Genomic DNA, 23,990 nt, shown 5'->3' with positions numbered 1-23,990 from the left:
TTAAACCAGATAAATTTTATTTTTACTTCTCGGACAGCTTTTTATTATTCTTTTAATCTATAAAATTTAGAATAATTAAGCTTTTTTCTCAGCTTTTTTTGTGCAACACGCTTTTTTTTCAGTACACGCTTTCTTGTCTTCTTTAGAGCAAGTTTTTTCAGTTTTTGCTTTTTTGTCTTTTTTCTCTTCTTTTACTTCTTGTGCAAATACACTAGAAGAAAATACAAACGCTACTAATGCTACTGATGAAATTAATTTTTTCATACTAAAATTTTTAAAAGTTATTTTTTTGATTTAAATAGACTTCCTACTACTCCCCTTAAAACAGCACCATATAAACACTATTATTCAGAGGATTTTAGGTAATCAAACAAGTTCCCGATATAGAACCATAATGGTAATAAAGGTAGCCTGCTATAAGACCAAATGTACTACCTAAAAGAGTTAAAAAATACTTCTTTAACATAATTTTATAAGGTGCTCTCTTTTAGTACTTTTATAATTTTATCTTTTTGTAGTAATCCTGAAACATCCTATGGATTATTTTTTTAAAAAAGGGTTAAGCTTGTAACTCCTCTTACCAGATATTTTGTTGCTAATTATTTATTTTTGTTTACATCTATTCAATCTCCTTGTATTCCCTTTACTTTTTTAAGATGGTATGGAGCCTAATACTTGACAGGAGCCATAGCAAGTCGCAAAAATTAATTAATACTGGTTTATCTTTATTTGTAATGTTTAGGAAATGAATCATTACTTTTTTTATCCTCTAATTGAATTTGACAAGTATTTGAACTACATCCTATATTAAAAAAGGCTTGAAATAAAAAGAATATTGCAAATCCTAAAAAAATCCATTGATGAGTTTCAAAGGCTTGAAAAATTAAAAAAACACCTAATGCTAAGCGAAAAAAACGGATTATATGCCAATTTAAAAAAAATCGTTTCATAATTTAGAATTTAACATTTTACTTGGACAAATAAAATGAGTCCTTGGCAAATTAGTTTTAGAAATAGCTGTAAATCCCCCTTCAATTTCTGTAAAGTTTCGATAGCCACGTGCTTGAAGTATTGATGCGGCAATCATACTACGGTAACCGCCTGCACAATGTATATAAAAATGTTCTTTGGGATGAATAGTATTCATCCAATCGTTAATATAAGCGAGTGGTTTATTATAGGAGTCCTCTAGGTGTTCTGCTTGGTATTCGTTTTCTTTGCGAACATCTATTATTATATCATCTTTTAAATTTACTTTTTGAGCAAATTCTTCTGCACTTATTCTATTAATTCGATCTGTTTCCCTTTTTGATTCTTTCCATGTTTTCAGGCCTCCTTCTAAATAACCTAGGAGATTATCAAAACCTACTCGACTAAGTCTGGTAATTGTTTCTTCTTCTTTTCCTTCTTCACAAACTATAAGAATTGGCTGATTAACATCAGCAATGAGTGTTCCTACCCAAGGGGCAAAATCGCCTATTATTCCAATATTAATAGATTGTGGGATATGCTCTAAATGAAATACAGCGGCTGGTCGTGTATCTAAAACGATAGCATCTTGGTTATCTGCTAAATCATTAAATTCTTTGGCTGACAAAGGTCTTAATCCATTATTTAATACCGTTTCAAATGAAACATACCCCTTTTTATTCATAGCTACATTCATTCCAAAATATGGAGGAGGAGGAGTTAATCCATCTAGGACTTCTGCTATAAATTCAGCCTCATCCATATCAAAGCGAAGGGCATAGTTGTCAACTTTTTGTTGTCCAATAGTGGAACTAGTTTCTTTACTCATATTTTTACCACAAGCACTCCCTGCTCCATGAGCTGGATAAACTATTACATCATCGGCAAGTGGCATAATTTTATTTCGTAATGAATGAAATAATGTACCCGCTAATTCTTCTTGAGTCATACTAGCAGCTTTCTGGGCTAAATCAGGTCTGCCTACATCTCCTATAAAAAGAGTATCTCCTGAAAAAATAGCATGGTCTTTTCCGTTTTCATCTATTAATAAGTAAGTTGTACTTTCCATGGTATGTCCAGGAGTATGTAAAACTTTAATAGCAACATTGCCTACCTTAAATATTTGCTCATCTTGTGCTATGATTGCATCAAATTCTGGTTTGGCAGTTGGACCATATACTATTGGGGCACCAGTAGCTTTACTTAAATCTAAATGACCTGAAACAAAATCAGCATGAAAATGCGTTTCAAAAATGTATTTTAAAAGGACATTATCTCTTTTAAAACGGTCTAAATACGGTTGTATTTCCCTTAAAGGGTCGACAATTAAAGCTTCTCCATTTGAGGTAATATAGTAGGCACCCTGGGCTAGGCAACCTGTATAAATTTGTTCTATCTGCATTATTATCAATTTGTCCTACAAAAATACTATTTATTTTTATAACAAATAGTGATAATAGTTACAAACCTTTAATCTTATATAAAATTATAACATACAGGTTTGAGTTTGATAGTCTGATAATCTAATTTCTGTCTTTTTTATTCCATTGAAACCATCTTCAATTTCTATAAAATTTGTAATTGCTTTTTTGTATAATATAGATGCTGCCATCATACTTCTATATCCTCCTAAACAGTGTATAAAAAAAGTAGTTTTTAGTGGTATTTTATTTAAATTATTTTCTAATAGATGTAGAGGAATGTTTATACTATTTGTTATATGTTGAGAATTATATTCATTTATCTTACGCACATCTATTATGTAAGAATTTTCATTTAGAATTTTAGTTAACTCCATTGCTTTCATCCTTTGGATGGTATGAAACGGTTTATTGCAATTTTTCCAGGTTTTAAATCCACCTTTTAAATAACCTATAGTTTGATCAAACCCTATTCTTGATAAACGAATAATAGATTCTAAAGGCTGTTCTTCATCTTCTGTTATTAATAATATTTTTTGCTCAATATTAGGTATCAACTCTCCTACCCATTGGGCAAAGTTTCCATTCAGTCCTATATTTATACTATTAGGAATAAAACCTTTTGCAAATTCATCAGAATTACGAACATCTAATAATAAAATTGTAGGATCTTCTATATATTTTTCAAATTGTGTTATATCTAATTTTTTAAGACTTCTGTTTATAACTGAATATAAACTTTCATACCCTTTAATATTTAGTAATACATTTTTAGGAAAATAAGGAGGTGGAGGCATTAATCCTTCTAAAACAGCTTGTACAAAATCATCTTCTGTTAAATTAGGGTTTAAAGCATAATTTACTTTTTTTTGATTACCTAATGTATCCGTAGTTTCTTTACTCATGTTTTTACCACAAGCACTTCCTGCCCCATGATTGGGATAAACAATTAAATGATCAGGAAGAGGAAGAATCTTATTTCTTAATGAATGATATAATAACCGAGCAAGTTTGTCTTCTGACAACTCGGTCATAACATGTTGAGCCAAATCAGGTCTTCCTACATCACCTATGAAAAGGGTATCTCCTGTTATAATACCTTTTTCTAATTGATTTTCATCTATTAATAACAAGCAAGAACTTTCTAATGTATGGCCTGGTGTATGAATTAGTTTGATAGAAGACTTGCCTAATTGAAAAATTTCATTATCAAAAGCAATATGACATGGGTAGCCTGTTTTTGTAGTGGTGGGGCCAATCACTATGGTTGCCCCTGTAGCACGAGCTAATTCTATATGTCCAGAAACAAAATCAGCATGAAAATGGGTTTCAAAAATATATTTTAGGGTAACGCCTTCTTTTTTTAAACAATCTAAATAGGGTTCTATATCTCTTAAAGGATCAACAATAACTGCTTCTCCATCTGAAACTATATAATAACAAGCTTCAGCTAAACATCCTGTGTAGATTTGTTCTATTTTCATAATAATTTTATCAAAAGGACAAAGGTATAAGTCAATTTTTAAAAAAAGGCTGACTTTTGTCAGCTCTTAAAAATTGATTTCAATATGGCTTCTATATAATTTAACTACCCCTTGTTGCTCCATTTTTTTTAACAAACGTGACACTACTTCCCTAGATGTGTTTAATTCGGAAGCTATTTCTTGATGGGATAGTTTTATATCTTTGCAATTGCAAGCATCTCGATGTCTTTTTAAATAAAATTCTAAGCGCTCATCCATAGCTTTAAAAGCTATATTATCTATAACCGTTAAAACTTCTTCAAAACGACTTCTATAGGTTTCTATTACAAACTCATACCAAGAACGGTGTTTACTCATCCATTTTTCCATTAATGCAAGAGGTATCATAATAAGCTCTGCATCTTCTACTACTTTAGCCATTAAAGCACTGGTTTCTTCTCTAGTGGCACAAATCATAGAAATAGCACAGGCTTGTCCCGGTTGAAGATAATACATAAAATATTCATTTCCTTCGTCATCTTCACGGTATAACTTTATCTTTCCTTTTATAACTAAAACAGTATGACGAATAAATTGACCTGAACGCATTATTGTTTCACCTGCCTTCATATTTTGTATATAGGCGTTTTCCTCTATTTCTTCTATTAGTTGTGGATGAAAATTAGGGAAATTTAGCTTGATTATATCTCTCATAAAAAATTAAAAAACATCCTACAAATATAAGTTACTTATCTCATCTTTAAAATTTAAAAAGTCATTAAAATTTACTACTTTGTGCAAGTAAACTTAATAAACTAATGATGAACACAACAGAATTGAGAGAATCTATTTTTAGGCATCTAGATGGCATTGTAATTTTACCTATAGCAGCTTTACTTAAAGAAAAAAAAATTACAGATTATATTATTGATAAAAAAGAAGTTACGCTAGATGAATTAAAAAATATTTTTAACTTAAATGAAGGATATTTAAATATTGCATTAAGAGCTTTAGCCTCTCAAGGATTTATAACTTATTTTGTAGATAATCACCAAAATAAAGTAAGTTTAAAGATTAATAATGTAACTGAATTGGCTTTTTCTCAGTTTGATTTATACCATGATATTGCTCAAACATTGTTTCTAACGGATGTATTTACATCTAATAGCATTAATGAACATACTATTTCTATATTAGCTCCTTTATTTGAAAAGTTAAAAAAAATAAACTCTCTACCTCTTGATCTAAATTCAGAAGAAGGAAAAATTAAACATCAGATTATAAAACACTTAGAGGGATTTTTAGTAGGTCCTTTAATAGTAAATTTAGGAATGACAGGTATGTTTCATAAATATTTTATGGAAACTTCATTTGGAGCCGATGAATTTCATAAAGAACCCGAAGCTTTTACTGTTATGTTAAACTTTTTCACCTCTTTAGGTTGGTTTACAGAACGAAAAGGAAAATATCAATTTACCGAATCAGGTCTTTTTTATGCTAAGCGAGCTTCCGCTTATGGAGTAACTGTTTCTTATTTACCAATGCTAAAAAATCTTGAAATATTATTATTTGGCAATCCTAATAAATTAAGAGATATAGCTATTAATGATGTAGAAATACACGTAAATAGAGAAATGAATGTTTGGGGTAGCGGTGGCGCTCATAATACTTATTTTAAAGTTATTGATGAAATTATAATAGAACTCTTTAATCGCCCTATTTCTGAACAACCTAAAGGAATTTTAGATATGGGATGTGGCAACGGTGCTTTTTTACAACATATTTTTAACGTTATTGAAAGACAAACAATGCGTGGAAAAATGTTAGAGGAATATCCGCTTTTTTTAGTAGGAGTTGATTATAATCAAGTAGCTTTAAAGGTAACTAGAGCTAATTTAATAAAAGCTGACATTTGGGCTAAAGTAATATGGGGAGATATAGGCAATCCAGATTTATTAGCAACAGATTTAAAAGAAAACTATAATATTGATTTGAACGAATTATTAAATGTTCGTACATTCTTAGATCATAATAGAATTTGGAGTGAACCTAAAAACAATTATGATATCGAAAGTAGCTCTACAGGAGCTTTTTCGTATAGAGGAAAACAATTATCAAATAATACAGTAGAAGCAAACTTATATGAGCATTTAGAAAAATGGGCAAAATACGTTCATAAATTCGGACTTCTACTGATTGAGCTTCATACTGTAAATCCAAATATTGTTTCTAAAAACATAGGTAAAACACCCGCTACCGCTTACGACGTAACACATGGTTTATCAGATCAATATATATTAGAAATTGAAGAATTTGTAAAAATAGCTCAAAAAGTAGGACTTTATTCTGATGAGCGTTTTACACAACGTTTTCCTAATACAGATTATGCTACAGTAAGTATTCATTTATTAAAGGGTAACTAGTTATTTTTTAAATAGATAAATAATATAAATAGGATAAAGATTTAGAACAAAATGAATAACTGTTTCTGTGGATCAAAAAAAATATTTCACGAATGTTGTGAACCTTTCATACTAGGTATTAGTAAGCCTAGTACTGCCGAAGAATTAATGCGATCTCGTTATAGCGCATATTGTATACATCAAGTAGATTATTTATTGAATACGACACACATTAGTACGAGAAAATTTTATACTAAAAAAGATTTTTTGGCTTGGGCTACCCAGAATAATTGGTTAAAATTAGAAGTTTTAGAAGCAACAGAACAGAATGTTGAATTTAAAGCATATTATATAGATAGCAATCTTCAATCACATTGTCATCATGAAAAATCTAGTTTTAGAAAACAAGGAGGAATATGGTATTATGTAGAAGGCGAAATAGGTTAGTTTTAATATAAATTAAAATCTATCTAAAAGATTTATAAGTGTTTTTTAACCCCAGACTATGTGTTAGTATAATGAAGAGGAAAAGAGCAAAGAAGGCAAAAAGGAACGAAATTTTTTTACCAGAGCTGTAATTTTAATACATTGAGGACAAAAAATGGAGTACTTTTTAGATTCAAGGTCATTTGTATTTGTAATAAATTTCTAATACCTAATCTGGGGTAACTTTATTCAGTTAGTATACTCTAAACAGTGAATAAATAATTTCTAAACAATTGATTTTAAAAAACATAAATTAAAAAATACTCGTTATGAGATTTTTATTTATTGATAAAATAAATTGAGATACCTATTTTTTATTTTAGATAGTTTATCTAAAACTAATTCATTCAAGTTGCTAGTTTAAAAATGATACCATTTAAACTTTAAAAATACTGTAAAAAGCTTTTATATAAAACTCATAGCCTGTTATTGATTTAATTAATTCATTCTCAGCTGTTTTGATCAATTCTTCCATTTTTTGATTTAATTCGGCTAGAGTATTATAAATTTTCATTGCAATTTTATCTTTCATCCATTGCCATATTTTTTCAGCAGGGTTGAGTTCTGGACAATATGGAGGAATTGGTAACAGAAATATGTTCTGAGGAATTATTACATCTTTTGTGGAATGAAATGCTGCATTATCAATTATTATAATCTTTAATTCTGTTGGTTTGTGATTACTAAAATCTTCCAAATATTTTATAAATAATTCTTTACAAACACTCTGTGTTGTCATACAAAAACTCTCACCTGTTATGGGGGAAAAACTTCCCCAAAGCCAATTATAAAGATAACTGTGCTTATAGGTACCAATGGCTTTTATTCCTTTTGCCGTAATAACTCTTTTTTGTTTTGTGATCAACCCGAAGCGACTTTCATCTTGAAAATATAAGTTTACAGATTTGAAATTATTTTTATTAAGAATAATTCTACACTCTTCGAGCTTATTTACAAGGTTTTTTAAAAAACGCTTCCGCGTTTTCATCCTTTTTGTAATGGGATTTTCTTGCTATTTTTAACTTTGATTGATGTTTTCGTCTACAATGAGCGTATAAAGCTCCATAGTTAACCGTTTCGTTTAGTTCTGCTTCAAGTAATTTTAATAATTCTATATAAGATGTAATTGTTGTTTTTGGATCAGTCAATTTCTGCTCAATAGACTTAGCCATTTTATCTGATATTTGCTTATACCATTTTAATTTTGAATTTACTAGAATAATTTGTAATTTTAGGCATGCCAAAAAAAATTCAAATAGTAATAAATGAAGATCTTGATTTTTTAGAAAAATTACTAGCAAAGACATCAGGTTCTTTGAAGAAAGACCGAGTAAAGACTTTGATTCTAATTAAGAAAGGGAAATATGTTTATTATAGTGATATCGCTAAGAAGCTCGGGAGAACGGAAAAGACAGTAAGAGTTTGGGTTCAAGACTATTTAAAAAAAGGTATTTCTGAAATGTTATGTGTTAGAAGTGGAGGAAACAATACTAATACCATTTAAACTTTAAAAATACTGTAAAAAGCTTTTATATAAAACTCATAGCCTGTCATTGATTTAATTAATTCATTATCAGCTGTTTTTGATCAATTCTTCCATTTTTTGATTTAATTCGGCTAGAGTATTATAAATTTTCATTGCAATTTTATCTTTCATCCATTGCCATATTTTTTCAGCAGGGTTGAGTTCTGGACAATATGGAGGAATTGGTAACAGAAATAGGCACATTCAGAAGTAACCACACTTTTGTAAAAAAATAAAAAAATGACCCATTTTGATTTACAATTTTGGGTCATTTTTGTTTTTTGGCGGATTCAAATGTTTAAAAATTGGTTTTTGGTTCGCAACAGGACGCACGTTCCCCAGTGAGGCTAGTTTTCATTTTTTTATGCTACTAAAGTTTGCTGTTGCTGATAAATTCTTCGTCCTATTTCTAAAGCATTGGCTGTGTGAATGCCAAAGAAAATCCAAAGTATCTCACTTTTTTGGGTTTTGGCTTTGATTTTCTTGAGATGGTAATGTTCCTTTTCCTTGCCAAAACTTCCTTCTAGGCGAGTAGCTCGTTCTTTCTTGATGTGTTGGGCTAAAATTTTGCGTTGTTCTTCATTTTTTCCAGCTTTTCCTTTACGTACAAAATCGGTTTGGATAGTATTGGTTGTAGTGAACGTTCGATTTTTGTTGGTGGCGTAAATGGCATCTGCTCCAAGTATTTTTACTTTTGTTTTAGTTAAATTCTGGGCGCAAAAGACACTGCTTTGCAGACGAGTTCCTTCGTTGAAAGCTCGATATTGAATGTGTTGGATGAAATTGATGCCATCGATTTGAATTTTGTTTACTTTGGCTCCAAATTCAACTTGCTTTATTTCTTTCTCACGGACAATTGGGCGGATATAACTTTTGCTAATACTTACAATCCTGTTTGGAAGACTTTTGCCGGTTTTAAATATCTGAAGTTGTTGTTTGTGTACCTGATTGATAATCAAGCGTTGTTTGCTGTATTTTGTAGTGGCTTCAAATGGATTTTGTGTTTCAATACGGCTAAGTTCGTCATTGAGTTTGTACAATAATTTAAGTAATCTTCAGGTAACTTTTGTGCGATGTTTTGATTGTTTTTTTCTCTTTTTTGAATATTTTTTGTATCGCTTACACCAATCTAAATATTTAGTTCTTGGTAGTTTTATTTTAAATAAATGACATAAAGATTCCATTTGCTTATAATTCCACTCTACACATTCCCAAAGCAATTTCTGGTTTGTAGGAAAGCGCACTTCGCTCTCATAACAGGTAGCATCCGTAAGCATTTTGTCTAAATCTCCCATATAAGGAATCCAGCTCTTTGCTAGTACTTCTTGGGCTTTACGGATGGTTAAATTTTTGGATAGCTCCATTCTGATTTGACTCACGATTTTAAAGTTTTTCAATGGTTTATCAATCGGAATCAGAATGTCTCAAAAAAATGGCATAAAGATATTTCCGTTGAGAAGTTCAATTAACTTTTTATCAGAACAGCCGTAGTAGTTTTTAAGCATCATCAGAGCTATTTTACCCTTAGGGCTAAAATAACAATGAGTTCCTTTTTGAAAATCTTTCAGTTTGAAGGCTTGAGCTAGCTCTGAAAAAGGCATCGAAAGATAAATTTTTCCCAAATCTGTTTTTAAAAATTGGGCGTAAAAACCATCAAAATCTTTATTGAGGGTAAAAAATGGAATTTGGTATTGAAATTCGCTTAAACGTATTTTTTTTGCCATAGCATTTAAAGAAAAACCCCGTTTTTGACTCTTTTTGAGCTTTTTCGGGGTTTGTTTCTTCTAATATAAGACTTATTTTATTGATAAGCAAGTGTTTATGTTATTATGAATGTGCCTAAATAGAAGAACTCTATATTTCTAACTCCTCTAAATTTACTTCTAAAAGCTTTTATTTTAGTATTAAAAGATTCAGCTGAAGTGAAGTTAATCTTCCCCAAAAAAGTACCGTTTAATAATATAAAACGCTCTTTTGACAACTTCTAAAAAACATTTATAGATTTAATCTTCCACTCTAATTTTGGATTATAAGATAAAAAGCCATTCGTAACCTCTAAGGGACAATCAATATTATTAAGATACAAAGAACCAGTACCTAAACCTTGAGGCATAGGATTTTGCTTCATAAATGTATACTGAGCAATGGCATTTAAACCGATGTTGGATTCTAGTGCAGAAGTAATCCACCAACCAATATTATACTTTTTAGCCAACTGAATCCATTCATCAGTACCTTTAAATCCACCTATAAAACTAGGCTTTAATATAATATATTGAGGTTTTATTTCTAATAAAAGAGTTTCTTTCTCCTTTAATGAAAAAACACCTATTAATTCCTCATCTAGTGCAATGGGTAATTCTGACTTACTACAAATGTCTTTCATGTATTTTTTTTGCCCTTTTGTTATGGGTTGTTCTATACTATGAATAGACAAATCCGATAATTTTTGCAATTTATCAAATACTGTTGTATAATCAAAAGCTCCGTTTGCATCCACTCGCAACTCTATCTGTTCATTCGAAAAATTTGAACGAATAAATTTTAATAGTTTATATTCTTGATCAAAATCAATAGCTCCTATTTTCATTTTTATACAATAAAAGCCTTGATTAATTTTTTCTTCTATTTGTTGTTTCATAAATGCTTTATCTCCCATCCATATTAAGCCGTTAATAGGAATAGCATCTTCTCCTGTTGTAAATTTAGAAGGAAATAATTCAAAAGGATTAGAAGATTCTAATGATTGAAAAGCCATTTCAACCCCAAATTGTATTGAAGGAAATGCTAGTAATTCCGTCCAAAGTTTATCTTTTCCTAAATGAATATTCTTACAAACCCATTTTAACTTTTCTTCATAATCTGGTCGATCATCAACGGATAATCCGCGTAGTACGCCGCACTCCCCTATTCCTTTCTTATTGTCTTTTTCTAAAATTAGGTACCAAGTTTCTTTCTGATTTAAAACGCCTCTTGAAGTTCCCGCAGGACGTTTAAAATCCAATAGATGTTTTATATAAGTTGCTTTCATTTTAGATTATATTTTTATACTTAATTATATAATCTCCAAATCTTATCTAAATTTTCTTGTGGTAGAGATAACCTTTTAAATTTTTCTAAATCATTTATAGTTTTATTCTCCCATGTTTGCTTAGCTGAAATATTTTGAGATTTATATTTTTTATGAATTTCTTTAGATTTAGACACTTCGTCTAAAAACATATAAATATGGGCTAAATTTAATTTTACTTTTAATTCGCTCTTATCCTTATCTTCTGCCAAAAGTAAGGTTTGCAATGATTTCTCAAATTGGTTTGTGTACATATACATTTCAGCCAAGAGATTATAATCTAAAGAACTAGCGTATTCTGTATTAATTAATCTATTTTGAATCCAATTAATAGCTTCTTCTTCTTTTTTATTTTTAAATAAATTTTGAGCTTGTTTACAAATTAAATCATTATAAAGAGGCATAGAATTGGCCTGTTTAAAACATATTGGATCATTTTGTTCTATAAAAAAAATCTGTTCTTGTTTACTTAAATTTAAGAAATCTTGAAAACGATATTTATCCATTATCTTATTAAGCAAACCAAAAGCAATTGCATTGGATACATCTGTTTTTAAAGTTTTAGATAAAGAAGTTTGTTTAATAATCTCTAAAATAATCTCTTTATTGTTTTTAGTCCACCCTTTACTAGCTGTATAATCTACCCAAGGAATAACTTCTAATATTATTTTTTCACTCATTAACCAATTTTGATTTTTAAAAGTAAACCAAAGGTTTTTAGTGTTTTCATGTAGACAGACTGATTTTAAAGAAATTAATTTAGCATCTTTGCTTACAGGATTTTTTTGATATAAACAAGCTTTTTGTATTGATTCTGTTTTAATAAAATCATTACTAGATAATTCATCTACAAATATAGCGTACGTACATTTATCAACTCCTGAAATAGATGAAACTAAAGAAATAGCACTTCCTGTGCCTTTTCCTATAAAATAAGGATCTGGAATAGCTTTCAATACAGATGCAAGATCATTTACCATCTTTTGATTTTCGTCAAGCAATGTAATACGATACGCTATTTCAGTAGTTCCAACGGGTAAATCTTGGGTTTTTACGACTAATTTTTCGCCAGCTGAAAGATTTACTTCCTTAGTCGTCCCACGTTGATTATCCCAATAACCTGAAGGGGATTGTGTATATCCTGTAAAAAAACTCAGAGTAATAAGTATATTATAAAAATGGAATTTCATTTTAATTCATCTCAAAAATTAAAGTACGCAAACCGTATAAAAGGTAAAAAATAATTATAATACTTGTTTTTATATAAGGATAAAAACTTAACTCTAGAGTAGGCATTAGAATTTATTAGACATAAAAATGTCTTTGAATTTAAAAAAGGACTTTTTCAATGTAGTAAAACATTTACAAGAAAAATTTTCCATGTTTTTTAGATTTATCAAAAGTCTAATGCTTAATCTAGGTTAAAATCATATAGAATATGATGGTTAAGTTTGCTTTTAGATAGTTTTAAATAAAAACTAAATATTTATCCAAATATTTTTTTCCAAAGGCTCTTTTTTTCTACTTTAGATTCTGTTTCAGGTATTTTTGCAATAGGAATATCTAACATTATTTCTCTTACTTTTTCTTGTCTTGACAGGTTTGTTTGAGATCCAAATTGTAGACTTTGAGTATCACAGTTTTCTATGATAATATCGCTCACATCGCTTGATGATAGTAAAAAATCTTTATTTATAATACCTGCTGCTTCTAATAAACCTAGATTATTATGCCTAGCATATTCTAAGCTATCTAAAAAAATCGTAATGTGTTCACCAAAAAAAGAATTCAAATCATCTTGTACACTTCCTTTTTTACTATAATCTTGTAATAATTCTACTACTTTATTAGAAGGTATATATATTCCTCCACTTTTTTCTCCTGAAATTTTATTATTAAAATTAAGAAGTATTTCTTTTTCTTTTTTTACTATTTCTTGCCATTTTTTGGTATATCGCTCAAAATAGGATTTTTTATCTATTAGTTTTGAAAAGGAAAAATCTTTTAAATAAAAATATTTTCTAAAAAGACCTTGAACAAGGGCTATGTTGTAAGCATGGGCTTCATCAAAATTATTTTTTGACTGAGCATTTTTTGCTGCCATTTTCATTATTTCAACATAGGATTTTAAACTTTCCTCACCAAGATTAAAACGTCTACCGTTTTTTACAATTTCATAATATACATGATCCAATATACTTTGAAATTTCAAATCACAATACCATTCGTTTATTTCTTTTTCTGCAATTGGATGATAACTACAATTCATTATTGATTAAAAATTAATGTTAATGATAATATTAAAGATATTAAAAAAGTACTTATTGCTAATTTTTTTAACTCAGGGTCTAATGATCTATTATCTGAGCAATTACGAACAGTCATAAGATGGCTTATCAAAGGGAAATATCCTACTAAGAAAAAGTATTGTTCCCAAGTAAAATTAGATAAGTAGCCAAATAGAAGAATTAAAATCATGGCTGTAATAATTAAAAAATAATGATATTTTTTTGCATTATTACCGCCTATTCTTACAACTAAAGTATTTTTTCCTGATCTACGATCTAATACTTCATCTCGCATATTATTCAAATTCAATACTCCTGCGCTAAGCATACCAATGGCAGAAGCGGGTAAGATGAGTAAAGCATTAAAATCTTTTGTAAACAAAAAATTAACCCCCATGGTACTTACCCAACCAAAAAAGATGAAAACAAAAATATCTCCTAATCCTCTATAGCCATACGCAAAATTTCCAACAGTATATTTTATGGCTGCTATAATAGAAACAATCCCCAATACAAGAAAAAAAAGAGAGTAATTGAGATACATATCTTTAAAAGAAAGGTAAATAAGTAAGCATGCGGATAAAAAACTAATAATAGCGGTTATATATACAGCTATTTTCATTTGTTTTGGAGTTATTTCTCCACTTGCAACCAATCTTTTTTCTCCTATCCTATTGGCGTCTGTCCCTTTTACTCCATCTCCGTAATCATTTGCAAAATTTGAAAGTACTTGAAATCCAATAGTTGTAAAGATAGCTAGTACAAAAATTCTCCAATCAAATGATTCAATAGTAGTCAATTGGCTTGTTTTATACGCATACATACTCCCTACCAAAATACCAGAAAGAGATAAAGGTAAAGTTCGTAAACGCGCAGCTTGTATCCAGTGTTTCATATTTTTTTTTAATATAAAGAATAACTCACAATGGCAATTAGAAAAAAATGATCATTTGAATTATAATAAATAACAAAATTAATAATTCTTTTAAAATAAAAATAAAATTATAAATTTCAAAAATTACTAAAACTCTTGTTATAGGACAAGGAAGCAATTGTAAAAAATCAAATAATTCGTTTAAATTTTAATGACTTAATTCTAAAAACTTAAAATTTATTTCTAGGAAGAATAATGATAATATGTCCAAATATAATTAAAATATACATTCTATAGACTATTATTTATATCATTTTAAACTTTCTCTATATTAATAAACTTAAAGGCTAATATAAAAAATCATAACAATATACCTCTAGCTTTTAACATTTAATATAAAAACTAGAAGTATTCTTTGGATCGGATAGAACTATATATTATGGAATATATTTTTTCTCGAAATTAGGTTTACGCTTTTCTAAAAACGCATTTCTACCTTCAATAGCTTCATCACTCATATAAGCCAATCGTGTAGCTTCACCTGCAAAAACCTGTTGACCTACCATCCCATCGTCAGTTAGGTTCATAGCAAATTTTAACATTTTAATTGAAATAGGTGATTTTTCTAGTATTTCTTGCGCCCATTCATAAGCTGTTTCTTCTAGTTCAGAATGTGGAATAACGGCATTTACCATTCCCATTTCGTATGCCTCTTGAGCTGAGTAATTTCTACCTAAAAAGAAAATTTCACGAGCCTTTTTTTGACCTACCATTTTAGCCAAATAAGCAGATCCATATCCTCCATCAAAACTAGTAACATCTGCATCTGTTTGTTTAAAGATAGCATGTTCTTTACTAGCTAATGTTAAGTCACAAACTACATGCAATGAATGTCCTCCTCCAACAGCCCATCCTGGAACTACTGCAATTACAGCTTTTGGCATAAATCGAATTAGACGTTGTACCTCTAGAATGTTCAAACGATGATATCCATCTTCACCTACATATCCTTGATGTCCTCTTGCACGCTGATCGCCTCCACTACAAAAAGACCAAATACCATCCTTAGAAGAAGGTCCTTCGGCAGATAATAATACTACACCTATTGATGTATCTTCATGGGCATCTTTAAAAGCAACTAATAACTCTGAAGTTGTTTTTGGTCGAAAAGCATTTCGAATATCCGGACGATTAAAAGCAATTCGAGCGACACCATTACATTTTTTATAAGTAATATCTTCAAACTCTAGAGCTGTTTCCCATTGTATTTTATTCATAACAATATAGCTATTTTATTATAAATTTATTAATAATCAACTTTTTAAAAATAAAATTATACTGGTTTTTTTTACCAAGTACCTCGCAAAAATACTTCAATTTTATTGTATATAGTAATTTATAGATTATAAAATTGTTTTTCTGCTATAAAAATCTAATAGAAATAAATAGATAAAATCTTTTAAAAAACAAAATAAAGTGCTATTAATAAGTGCTTTACAATCATAACTTCATGACAATATCTATTTATTACTTTTAAAGTGATAATTTATTTTTAAACATTCTGATTTCTAAAGATTAACAAGAAGCATGAAAAAATATTATTAACAAAAGCTCATTCTAAATTTCGTTTTCTAAAATTATGGTTACCTTTGACCCTAGCAAATAATTCGTTTTATGATTTACAAATTCAGAGTTATCCTTGATGCTGAAGAGGATGTATTTAGAGATATAGCTATTGAAGAAAATGATAGTTTAGAAGATTTACATAACGCTATTGTAAATGCTTTTGGTTTTGATGGTATGGAAATGGCCGCTTTTTATACCTGTGATGATCAATGGAATCAAGATCAAGAAATTCCTTTATTTGATACAAGTGATAATCCTGGTGAAGGATTAACAATGGTCGATCATATTTTATCATCTACTTTTGATAAAAATAACACAAAGATAATCTATGTCTACGATTTTTTAAATATGTGGACTTTCTTTGTTGAGTTAGCTGCCATTGAAGAACCTGAACAAGGTATGGCATATCCTGATTTGTTATTCTCACATGGACTCCTCCCTCTTACAGCACCAGATAAAGAATTTGATGCTGAACAAGATGATTTCTATGGTGATTTTCAAGATGATTACGATGATGAAGATTTAGATATGTTTGAAGGTGACGATTCATTTAGTGATTTTGGGTTTGATGAAAACTGGAATTAATTTTTTTAAAAAAAATCAAGAACAATAAAAAAAATATTTGTTCTATTACTATAAAATATGATTAATCTTTTTAATACACAAATAGAAAACCTATCCATTCATCGTGTAGGAAATAAAAGTAGAAATGAGGCTATATTTCTATCAGATCAACCCTATGGGCTAAATGATGAAATTATGCCTTTGCTAAAAGAATTTTTCTTTAAATCATTTAGAGAGAAAGAAGAAAATTACTATCAGTTTGCACATGATGTAGATTTAGAATATAATGAGATGTACAATTTAGCAACTGAAATTTTTTCAAATCCTGCTAATATTCACGATCTTTCAAAAAAAATAACAAAACATCTTTTTGAACAATCCAACCACCCACACATAAAAAATGGAGAGGTTTATATTACATACTTAACAAACGTTTCTATTGATAATAAACCTGTAGATGCTATTGGTGTATTTAAAAGTGAAATAAAGTCAGATTTTCTTCAATTTGAAGAAAAAGAGACAAATCTTGAAATGATTTTACAACAAGGAATTAATTTGCAAAAGTTAGACAAAGGTTGTTTAATCTTTAACTATAAAAAAGAAGAGGGTTATAAAATTTTAACTGTAGATAGTAACCGTTATGATGCACGCTATTGGTTAGAACATTTCTTAAGCGTTGATGCGTTTCAGGATGAAAATTTTATGACCAAAAAATATTTAAAATTCTGCCAAGATTTTGCAAAAGAAGTTGTTTTACCTGCTGAAGATAAAAAAGAAGAGGTTCTTTTTATGAACCGAGCAGTCAACCATTTTGCTAAAAATGATAATTTTGAAGAATCAACATTTTTAAACGATGTATTAGATAATCCTGATTTAATTTCTGAGTTTAAAAACTATAAAGTCGATAAAGGCGAAAAATATAGTATTGAAGATTTAACGAATTTCCCAATTGCTAATCAGGCAGTAACAGATGTTCGTAGGAAGATGAAAAATGTAATTGAGTTAGATACGAATATTCAAATAAAATTAGATTTTGTAAATCCCGAGAGTGCAGAAAAATTTGTTGAAAAAGGGTGGGACGAAGAAAAACAGATGTATTACTATTTGGTATATTTTAATAAAGAACAAAAATCGTAATTATGCAACATATCATAGATCGTTTTATAAGCTATGTAACGATAGATACAGAAGCTGACCCTAATTCTAATACCACGCCTAGTTCTGCTAAACAGTGGGATCTTGCCAATAAACTGGTAGAAGAATTGAAAACTATAGGAATGCAGGATGTGAGTATAGATGATAAAGCTTATATTCAAGCAACTTTACCCTCTAATATTGAACAAAAAGTTCCTACAATAGGTTTTGTTTCGCATTTTGATACTACTCCTGATTTTACAGGAGCGAACGTAAAACCACAAATAGTACAAAACTATGATGGAGGAGATATTGTTTTAAACCAAGAAAAAAATATTGTTCTTTCACCTAGTTATTTTGAAGATCTATTATTATACAAGGGTCAAACTCTAATTACTACAGATGGTACAACCTTATTGGGGGCTGATGATAAAGCTGGCATTACAGAAATTATAACTGCAATGGAGTATCTTATTCAAAATCCACAAATTAAACACGGTACTATAAAAGTTGGTTTTACTCCAGACGAAGAAATAGGACGCGGTGCAGACTTTTTTGATGTAGAAAAATTTGGATGTGACTGGGCTTATACAATGGATGGTAGTCAAATTGGTGAATTAGAATATGAAAATTTTAATGCCGCAGGCGTTAAAATTACATTCAAAGGTAAAAGTGTACACCCTGGTTATGCAAAAGGAAAAATGATTAATTCAATGCTTTTGGCTAATAAGTACATTAGTAAATTACCTAAAAAAGAAGTCCCTGAAAAGACAAAAAATTACGAAGGCTTTTTTCATGTTGTTGATATCAAAGGAAGCATAGAAGAAACAACAGTTCAATTAATTATTCGCGATCATAATCGTAAGAAATTTGAAAAACGTAAAAAGTTTGCGCAAAAAATTGCTGACAAGATCAATTCTAAATATAAAAAGCAATTTGGTGAAGATATTATAGAAATAGAAATAAAAGATCAATACTATAATATGCGTGAAAAAATTAAACCTATGATGCACATAGTAAAAATAGCAGAAAAGGCTATGAAAAATTTAGGTATTACTCCTATTATTAAACCAATACGTGGAGGTACTGATGGATCTAGGTTATCTTATATGGGGCTACCTTGTCCTAATATCTTTGCAGGAGGACATAATTTTCATGGAAAATATGAATATGTTCCCGTAGAAAGTATGCAAAAAGCAACTGATGTTATTGTAGAAATTGCTCAGTTGGTAGCTCAACAAAAATAATTTTATAAAATAAAACTATCATAAAAAGTGGTTGTCTAAAAAATGTAACTTAACATCTAGTTTCTCACTTCGCCTAAAGAGAAGTCCTATGCGAGTTGCTTCGTGTGTTCACTCTTTTTGATCCAAATGACAAGATTGCAAGCTTTTAGACAGCCACTTTTTAAAATTTATTCTATAAAAAATACAATGTTATTTTGAAACAACAAATGATTAAAGATATTTCAATTGAAGAATACAATGTAAGTAGTCATTGCATTTATTTCTTGATTTTTTATTAAGAATAAAATCTATTTTTCCTAATTTCTTTTTTATATCTTATTTTACTCTCCTCCGATCCAACACAAAATAGAATTTTAGATAAACTTAAAACAAGTTGTTAAGTTTATCTGAACTAAAAAAATATTTTATAAAAAGAATTAAGGTATTCATTTCTATTCAGATAAATCATTTTATAATTGGCAGACGCTAATTTAAAATATTATTTGATTCTTATTCTTATGGATTTATCTTTCAGTATTTTTTTAGATAGAATTGACAATATTTTATCCTTTTAAAAAACTATTTACAACAAACCATTATATTTTCTTACGAACCACTCAATACTTAATAATATAATCAATATGATTAATCCATAAAACCAATCTATTAGTGGAGATTTTTTTATAATTTCTTTTTGAGTAGGTTTGTATTTTTCTAAACTTTCTAAATGAAGAATGAGTTCATCTATTTGTTTTGGAAGATATATTTTACCTTCTGTATTTTCTGCTAATTGTTTTAATCGAATTAAATCCGCATTTACAAATTGCTTTTCTGCATCAAAATATAAAACATGAAATTTACCAAAATACTGTGTTCCTGATTGTTTTTCTTTTACTTTAAAAATGTAGTTGCCAGCATCTAAATTATCAAAGGCAACTGAAAAATCATTATTTCCTTTAACAAAATCGTATATTTTTAATTGTTTTGTGTCATTGTTTTTTAACTCAATCGTTAATTGAGCATTTTCATCGAACTCATAATTTTTATTAAAATATTGAGCTGATATTGTAACTGTTTCCCCTGAATTATAAAAATTTTCATGATTAACTACTAAATTTTTCTTTTGGGTATTTGAAGCTACGTATTGTGTCATTTTATCAAAGAAAACATCAAATTTCTCAAAAGTCTTTTCTTTTAAATAACTTTCCAATCGCCATTTCCAAATATTTTCTCCAAATAAAAATGCGTTTCTAGTTATCCCGTTTTCAGTAAAGGCTAACAAAGGGCTTTCTGTAGTTATCGTACGGATACGTGCGGTAAGTAAAATATTTGCGTCAGATTTTGGAACGATAGTCCCAAATGGATTTTCTAAAGGAGGAAATTGTTCAAAACCAAAATCATCAATAGAAAAAGAAGTAAAACTATTATTAAATTTAGCTGAATAATCTTCTTTTTGAACGGATGTTTTAAAATCAAATTGATTATAATACTGTGATAATAAATTAAAATCAGTATGAAGTCCCGTAATTACAAAAGTATTAATCTTACGGTTTTTATTTTGTTCCAAAATAGATTTGAATTCTGAATTTGGTTGGTAGAAAAACAAAACGTTAAAATCATTCAAATCCTTAATTTCTTTTGGTTTAACCATAGTTACTTTACGCTGTGCATTTGATTCTATTGCTCTTTTGATAGCCCCCAGATCGGGATGAACAATAGATGCTACTAAAGCAACCTCTGTACGTTGATCTATTATTTCTACAGCAAAGTTTTTAATATTATTGAACTTATTTTTCTCTTTTTCGGTAGAAGTAAGAACTGCTTTATAGGTATGAACTCCTACTTTATCAGCATTCAATAAAATGGATATGTTTTCTGATTTTTTCTTTGCTGAAAAAGAAACATTTTGAGTATAAATGGTTTTATCAGCCATTTGTATACTTAAATTAGCTGCTACTGATTTATTTCCTGTGTAATTCAGAAATACTTCTACAGGAAATTTATTCTTATAAAAAGCATACTTATTAGCATTTAATTGATTTATTTTTAAATCTAAGTGTTGAACGGTATCTCCTAAAATAATAGGAAAAACAGTAGCATTTTGTTGAATGTTAAAAACATAATCGCTCCCTTGTGTTTGGTTTCCATCAGTTAACAAAACGACAGGATGATTTTGTGTGCGGTATAATTGTTTTAAATTTTCAAATATTTTGTAAATGTTTGATTGTTTTCCTTTAAAATTAAGTGGCTGGTCTGTGTTTAAATCTTGATCAAAAGAAAATAATTGTACTTCGTATTTTTCTTGAAGTTTTGAATTTTTAGATATTTTTTGAGATAATTCTTTTGCTATTTTACTTTGTTTTAAAAATTCAATAGATTCAGAGTTATCAACCACTATTGGCAAAGGCGTTTTTAATGTTTCATACGTATTTTTAGTAATTATTGGATTAATTAATAATAGCAAAACCAAAAATAAGGAAGTAAAACGTAAAAAAGTCAAAAACAAATGCAAAGGTGATTTATAATTGGCTTTATATAAATATTGATAAAAAGCAATTCCAGCAGAAACTATTATTGCTAAAAGTAAAAGTAAAATTGTATTTATCGACATTTTTTAGTGATTAATAAATAGTAAATTAGTAAAGAGCAAACTTATGAAAAATCATTATTTTTACTCTTTACCATACTTCTTTATGTTAACATTCTTAGATTTGCATTCTGTTCTTATACTGAACAAAATTATGTAAGCATTCCTCCGTCTACATTTAGTACTTGTCCAGTAACATAAGTACTCATATCAGAAGCTAAGAATACACAAGCATTAGCAATATCTTCAGGTTTACCTCCTCTTTTTAAAGGAATTGTATCTCTCCAACCTTGTACCACATCCTCATTTAACTTAGCAGTCATTTCAGTTTCAATGAATCCAGGTGCTATAGCATTACAACGAATATTACGTGAACCCAATTCTAATGCAATAGACTTAGTAAAACCAATCATACCTGCTTTAGAAGCCGCATAATTTGCTTGACCAGCATTTCCTTTTACTCCTACTACGCTACTCATATTAATAATAGATCCTGCACGATTTTTTAACATCGTTTTTTGAACTACTTTAGTCATATTGAATACAGATTTTAAATTAATATTAATTACTGCATCAAAATCTTCTTCTGACATTCTCATTAATAAATTATCTTTTGTAACACCTGCATTGTTAATAAGGATATCTATTGTTCCAAATTCAGCCAAAACATCCTCTACTAACTTTTGCGCTTCATTAAAATCAGCTGCATTTGATTTGTATCCTTTTGCTTTAACTCCTAAAGCTATTAAATCATTTTCTAGAGCTAATGCGCTTTCTGCTGATGAACTATATGTAAAAGCTACATTGGCTCCATTTTTTGCAAATACTTCTGCTATCCCTTTACCAATACCACGACTGGCACCTGTAATGATAGCTACTTTTCCTTCTAATAATTTCATTTGATTTCTTTAATATGTATGATAATTTGTTTGGTTGAACAAATATAAAAATACTTTAATATTATTCTATTACATTTTAGATTTAAAATTAAACCTTTTTCGTTTTTTTTAGTCTTATATAATAGTTATTTGCCTAAAAATCAGCCCTATGAAAAAAATAACCTATCTATCATTATTCTTTATTTTTACTATGTCTTGTCAATCAAATGATGAATCTTATATAGAAATTAGCCCAACAGCCGAAAATTTCCCTAATATTACGGCTACTTTTGGCAATACAATAGACTTAAAAAATCTTTATAATTACACTAATCAACTAATTCCTAATTACATAACTAAATTTAATACAAGTACAAACCCTATAACTGATAAAGGTGCAACTCTTGGAAGAGTTTTGTTTTATGACAAAAATCTTTCATCAAATAACAGCATTTCTTGCGCTAATTGCCATCAACAAGCCTATGCGTTTAGTGATCCTAAACCTGCGAGTCAAGGTGTAAATGGAACAAGTGATAGACATTCTATGCGATTAATAAACAATCGTTTTGCGAATGAAACTCATTTTTTTTGGGACGAACGTGTTTCCAGTCTAGAATTTCAAGTAACCCAACCAATACGAAATCATACGGAAATGGGATTTAGCGGTACAAATGGAGATTTAGATTTTAATAACCTAATAAGTAAATTAAATGCCATTCCTTATTACAAAGAACTTTTTAAATTTGTGTATGGTTCAGAAGAAATTACTGAAATAAAAATTCAACTTGCTTTAGCTCAATTTGTAAAAAGTATTCAATCCTTTGATTCTAAATATGATGTAGGTAGAGCTCTTGTAGCTAATGATAATCAAACATTTCCTAATTTTACAGCACAAGAAAATATAGGGAAAACTTTATTCCTTACACCATCAACATTTGACACAACAGGAAATAGAATAGGCGGAGGATTAGGTTGTTCCGCTTGTCATGCTGCTCCTGAATTTGACATAAATCCAAACAGTCGAAATAATGGTATAGGAGGATCTATTAAGGGAGGCTCTGATTTTAGCGTTACCAAAGCACCTAGTTTAAGAGATTTGGTTAAAACTGATGGGACTACAAATGGTCCTATGATGCACACAGGAATTATTACAACACTACAAGCCGCTATTGGTCACTATGGAAATTTAACAAATGCGGCTACAAACAATCCTAATCTAGATAATCGTTTAAAACCCAATGGATTTGGGCAACAACTTAACCTTAATGCCACTGAAGTAAATGCGGTTATTGCTTTTCTAAAAACATTATCTGGAACAAGCGTGTATACTGATCCTAAATGGGCTACTCCTTTTAAATCTTAAACTCAAATTATGTATTTAAGGGCAAATAAATTTAAGCACTTATTAAAAATTGTAGAAAAAAGTGGTTAAACTCTGATTAGACATTAGAAATTTATTATAGATAAAAATGACTTT

25 protein-coding genes are annotated in these 23,990 nt (G+C 29.1%); 7 read left to right on the top strand and 18 right to left on the bottom strand.

Translation table 11 applies throughout. The features are described 5' to 3' along the window. Nucleotides 1-75 precede the first annotated feature (75 nt). The 5 genes from HUE53_RS12535 to HUE53_RS12515 form a co-directional block, all read right to left on the bottom strand. Nucleotides 76-264 carry a hypothetical protein gene (locus HUE53_RS12535; RefSeq protein ID WP_014164512.1) on the bottom strand — a complete coding sequence of 63 codons (189 nt, stop codon included), beginning with the start codon at nucleotides 262-264 and terminating at the stop codon, nucleotides 76-78. Nucleotides 265-725: 461 nt separating this feature from the next. Further along, the gene (locus HUE53_RS12530; protein ID WP_077225303.1) at nucleotides 726-950 is read right to left on the bottom strand and encodes a hypothetical protein; all 225 of its coding nucleotides are present in this window, start codon (nucleotides 948-950) and stop codon (nucleotides 726-728) included. Continuing rightward, a complete protein-coding gene (locus HUE53_RS12525; RefSeq protein ID WP_014164510.1) occupies nucleotides 947-2,371 on the bottom strand; it encodes an MBL fold metallo-hydrolase in 1,425 nt (474 codons plus the stop codon). The genes HUE53_RS12530 and HUE53_RS12525 overlap by 4 nt, the downstream gene beginning before the upstream one ends. Before the next feature lie 84 nt (nucleotides 2,372-2,455). Next, nucleotides 2,456-3,874, bottom strand: coding sequence for an MBL fold metallo-hydrolase (locus tag HUE53_RS12520; protein WP_097609754.1), 1,419 nt, complete (start codon nucleotides 3,872-3,874; stop codon nucleotides 2,456-2,458). Nucleotides 3,875-3,940: 66 nt separating this feature from the next. Next, on the bottom strand, nucleotides 3,941-4,567 hold the full coding sequence (locus HUE53_RS12515; protein WP_014164508.1) for a Crp/Fnr family transcriptional regulator: 627 nt from the start codon (nucleotides 4,565-4,567) through the stop codon (nucleotides 3,941-3,943). 104 nt (nucleotides 4,568-4,671) lie between these two features. On the opposite strand from HUE53_RS12515, the gene HUE53_RS12510 reads away from it, so the two are divergent. Together HUE53_RS12510 and HUE53_RS12505 are read left to right on the top strand one after the other, a co-directional pair. Further along, nucleotides 4,672-6,276 carry a class I SAM-dependent methyltransferase gene (locus tag HUE53_RS12510; protein WP_014164507.1) on the top strand — a complete coding sequence of 535 codons (1,605 nt, stop codon included), beginning with the start codon at nucleotides 4,672-4,674 and terminating at the stop codon, nucleotides 6,274-6,276. A gap of 51 nt (nucleotides 6,277-6,327) precedes the next feature. After that, nucleotides 6,328-6,702, top strand: a complete 375-nt coding sequence (locus HUE53_RS12505; protein ID WP_014164506.1) for a YchJ family protein — start codon at nucleotides 6,328-6,330, stop codon at nucleotides 6,700-6,702. A 415-nt stretch (nucleotides 6,703-7,117) separates the two neighbouring features. On the opposite strand, the gene HUE53_RS12500 is transcribed toward HUE53_RS12505, so the two are convergent. Next, nucleotides 7,118-7,729, bottom strand: coding sequence for an IS630 family transposase (locus tag HUE53_RS12500; RefSeq protein WP_077225306.1), 612 nt, complete (start codon nucleotides 7,727-7,729; stop codon nucleotides 7,118-7,120). Further along, entirely contained in the window at nucleotides 7,689-7,913 is a 225-nt protein-coding gene (locus tag HUE53_RS12495; protein ID WP_225556153.1) for a hypothetical protein, read from the bottom strand. Before HUE53_RS12495 ends, HUE53_RS12500 begins: the two co-directional genes overlap by 41 nt. Before the next feature lie 65 nt (nucleotides 7,914-7,978). On the opposite strand from HUE53_RS12495, the gene HUE53_RS12490 reads away from it, so the two are divergent. Continuing rightward, complete coding sequence (locus HUE53_RS12490) at nucleotides 7,979-8,245, top strand: helix-turn-helix domain-containing protein (protein ID WP_014164503.1); 267 nt, start codon at nucleotides 7,979-7,981, stop codon at nucleotides 8,243-8,245. A 69-nt stretch (nucleotides 8,246-8,314) separates the two neighbouring features. Here HUE53_RS12490 and HUE53_RS14545 read toward each other — a convergent pair whose 3' ends face one another. The 9 genes from HUE53_RS14545 to HUE53_RS12445 form a co-directional block, all read right to left on the bottom strand. After that, on the bottom strand, nucleotides 8,315-8,470 hold the full coding sequence (locus HUE53_RS14545) for a transposase (RefSeq protein WP_014164502.1): 156 nt from the start codon (nucleotides 8,468-8,470) through the stop codon (nucleotides 8,315-8,317). Between the two features lie 158 nt (nucleotides 8,471-8,628). Continuing rightward, on the bottom strand, nucleotides 8,629-9,306 hold the full coding sequence (locus HUE53_RS12480) for a transposase (RefSeq protein ID WP_225556152.1): 678 nt from the start codon (nucleotides 9,304-9,306) through the stop codon (nucleotides 8,629-8,631). Nucleotides 9,307-9,321: 15 nt separating this feature from the next. Continuing rightward, the gene (locus HUE53_RS14365) at nucleotides 9,322-9,645 is read right to left on the bottom strand and encodes a hypothetical protein (protein ID WP_225556151.1); all 324 of its coding nucleotides are present in this window, start codon (nucleotides 9,643-9,645) and stop codon (nucleotides 9,322-9,324) included. Nucleotides 9,646-9,690: 45 nt separating this feature from the next. Continuing rightward, the gene (locus HUE53_RS12475; protein ID WP_097609770.1) at nucleotides 9,691-9,990 is read right to left on the bottom strand and encodes a hypothetical protein; all 300 of its coding nucleotides are present in this window, start codon (nucleotides 9,988-9,990) and stop codon (nucleotides 9,691-9,693) included. Nucleotides 9,991-10,250: 260 nt separating this feature from the next. Next, the gene (locus HUE53_RS12465) at nucleotides 10,251-11,297 is read right to left on the bottom strand and encodes an o-succinylbenzoate synthase (RefSeq protein ID WP_014164581.1); all 1,047 of its coding nucleotides are present in this window, start codon (nucleotides 11,295-11,297) and stop codon (nucleotides 10,251-10,253) included. Nucleotides 11,298-11,317: 20 nt separating this feature from the next. Then, complete coding sequence (locus HUE53_RS12460; RefSeq protein ID WP_014164582.1) at nucleotides 11,318-12,526, bottom strand: tetratricopeptide repeat protein; 1,209 nt, start codon at nucleotides 12,524-12,526, stop codon at nucleotides 11,318-11,320. Nucleotides 12,527-12,822: 296 nt separating this feature from the next. Continuing rightward, nucleotides 12,823-13,605: a hypothetical protein gene (locus HUE53_RS12455; RefSeq protein WP_192188546.1), complete on the bottom strand. Its 783-nt coding sequence runs from the start codon at nucleotides 13,603-13,605 to the stop codon at nucleotides 12,823-12,825. Further along, nucleotides 13,605-14,519 (bottom strand): 1,4-dihydroxy-2-naphthoate octaprenyltransferase, encoded by a 915-nt coding sequence (gene menA / locus HUE53_RS12450; protein WP_192188545.1) that lies wholly within the window; start codon nucleotides 14,517-14,519, stop codon nucleotides 13,605-13,607. Before menA ends, HUE53_RS12455 begins: the two co-directional genes overlap by 1 nt. Before the next feature lie 416 nt (nucleotides 14,520-14,935). Further along, complete coding sequence (locus HUE53_RS12445) at nucleotides 14,936-15,775, bottom strand: 1,4-dihydroxy-2-naphthoyl-CoA synthase (protein WP_192188544.1); 840 nt, start codon at nucleotides 15,773-15,775, stop codon at nucleotides 14,936-14,938. A 397-nt stretch (nucleotides 15,776-16,172) separates the two neighbouring features. On the opposite strand from HUE53_RS12445, the gene HUE53_RS12440 reads away from it, so the two are divergent. From HUE53_RS12440 to pepT, 3 genes are read left to right on the top strand one after another with little or no spacing between them, the layout of a single operon-like run. Continuing rightward, on the top strand, nucleotides 16,173-16,709 hold the full coding sequence (locus HUE53_RS12440) for an IS1096 element passenger TnpR family protein (RefSeq protein ID WP_014164586.1): 537 nt from the start codon (nucleotides 16,173-16,175) through the stop codon (nucleotides 16,707-16,709). A 57-nt stretch (nucleotides 16,710-16,766) separates the two neighbouring features. Further along, nucleotides 16,767-17,825 carry a nucleoid-associated protein gene (locus HUE53_RS12435; RefSeq protein ID WP_192188543.1) on the top strand — a complete coding sequence of 353 codons (1,059 nt, stop codon included), beginning with the start codon at nucleotides 16,767-16,769 and terminating at the stop codon, nucleotides 17,823-17,825. A gap of 2 nt (nucleotides 17,826-17,827) precedes the next feature. Further along, nucleotides 17,828-19,069: a peptidase T gene (gene pepT / locus HUE53_RS12430; protein ID WP_014164588.1), complete on the top strand. Its 1,242-nt coding sequence runs from the start codon at nucleotides 17,828-17,830 to the stop codon at nucleotides 19,067-19,069. A gap of 562 nt (nucleotides 19,070-19,631) precedes the next feature. Here pepT and HUE53_RS12425 read toward each other — a convergent pair. Further along, complete coding sequence (locus HUE53_RS12425; protein ID WP_097609769.1) at nucleotides 19,632-21,659, bottom strand: hypothetical protein; 2,028 nt, start codon at nucleotides 21,657-21,659, stop codon at nucleotides 19,632-19,634. Nucleotides 21,660-21,787: 128 nt separating this feature from the next. Continuing rightward, the gene (gene fabG, locus HUE53_RS12420; protein ID WP_014164590.1) at nucleotides 21,788-22,534 is read right to left on the bottom strand and encodes a 3-oxoacyl-[acyl-carrier-protein] reductase; all 747 of its coding nucleotides are present in this window, start codon (nucleotides 22,532-22,534) and stop codon (nucleotides 21,788-21,790) included. Nucleotides 22,535-22,682: 148 nt separating this feature from the next. Here fabG and HUE53_RS12415 point away from each other — a divergent pair, with 148 nt between their 5' ends. Beyond that, nucleotides 22,683-23,876, top strand: coding sequence for a cytochrome-c peroxidase (locus HUE53_RS12415; protein ID WP_225556150.1), 1,194 nt, complete (start codon nucleotides 22,683-22,685; stop codon nucleotides 23,874-23,876). Nucleotides 23,877-23,990: the final 114 nt, after the last annotated feature.

Source organism: Flavobacterium columnare, assembly GCF_014844295.1.
In the GTDB taxonomy this organism is placed as follows: domain Bacteria; phylum Bacteroidota; class Bacteroidia; order Flavobacteriales; family Flavobacteriaceae; genus Flavobacterium; species Flavobacterium columnare.
Note: the sequence above shows the minus strand (reverse complement) of the source record. Positions and strands in the feature narration are given on the sequence as shown.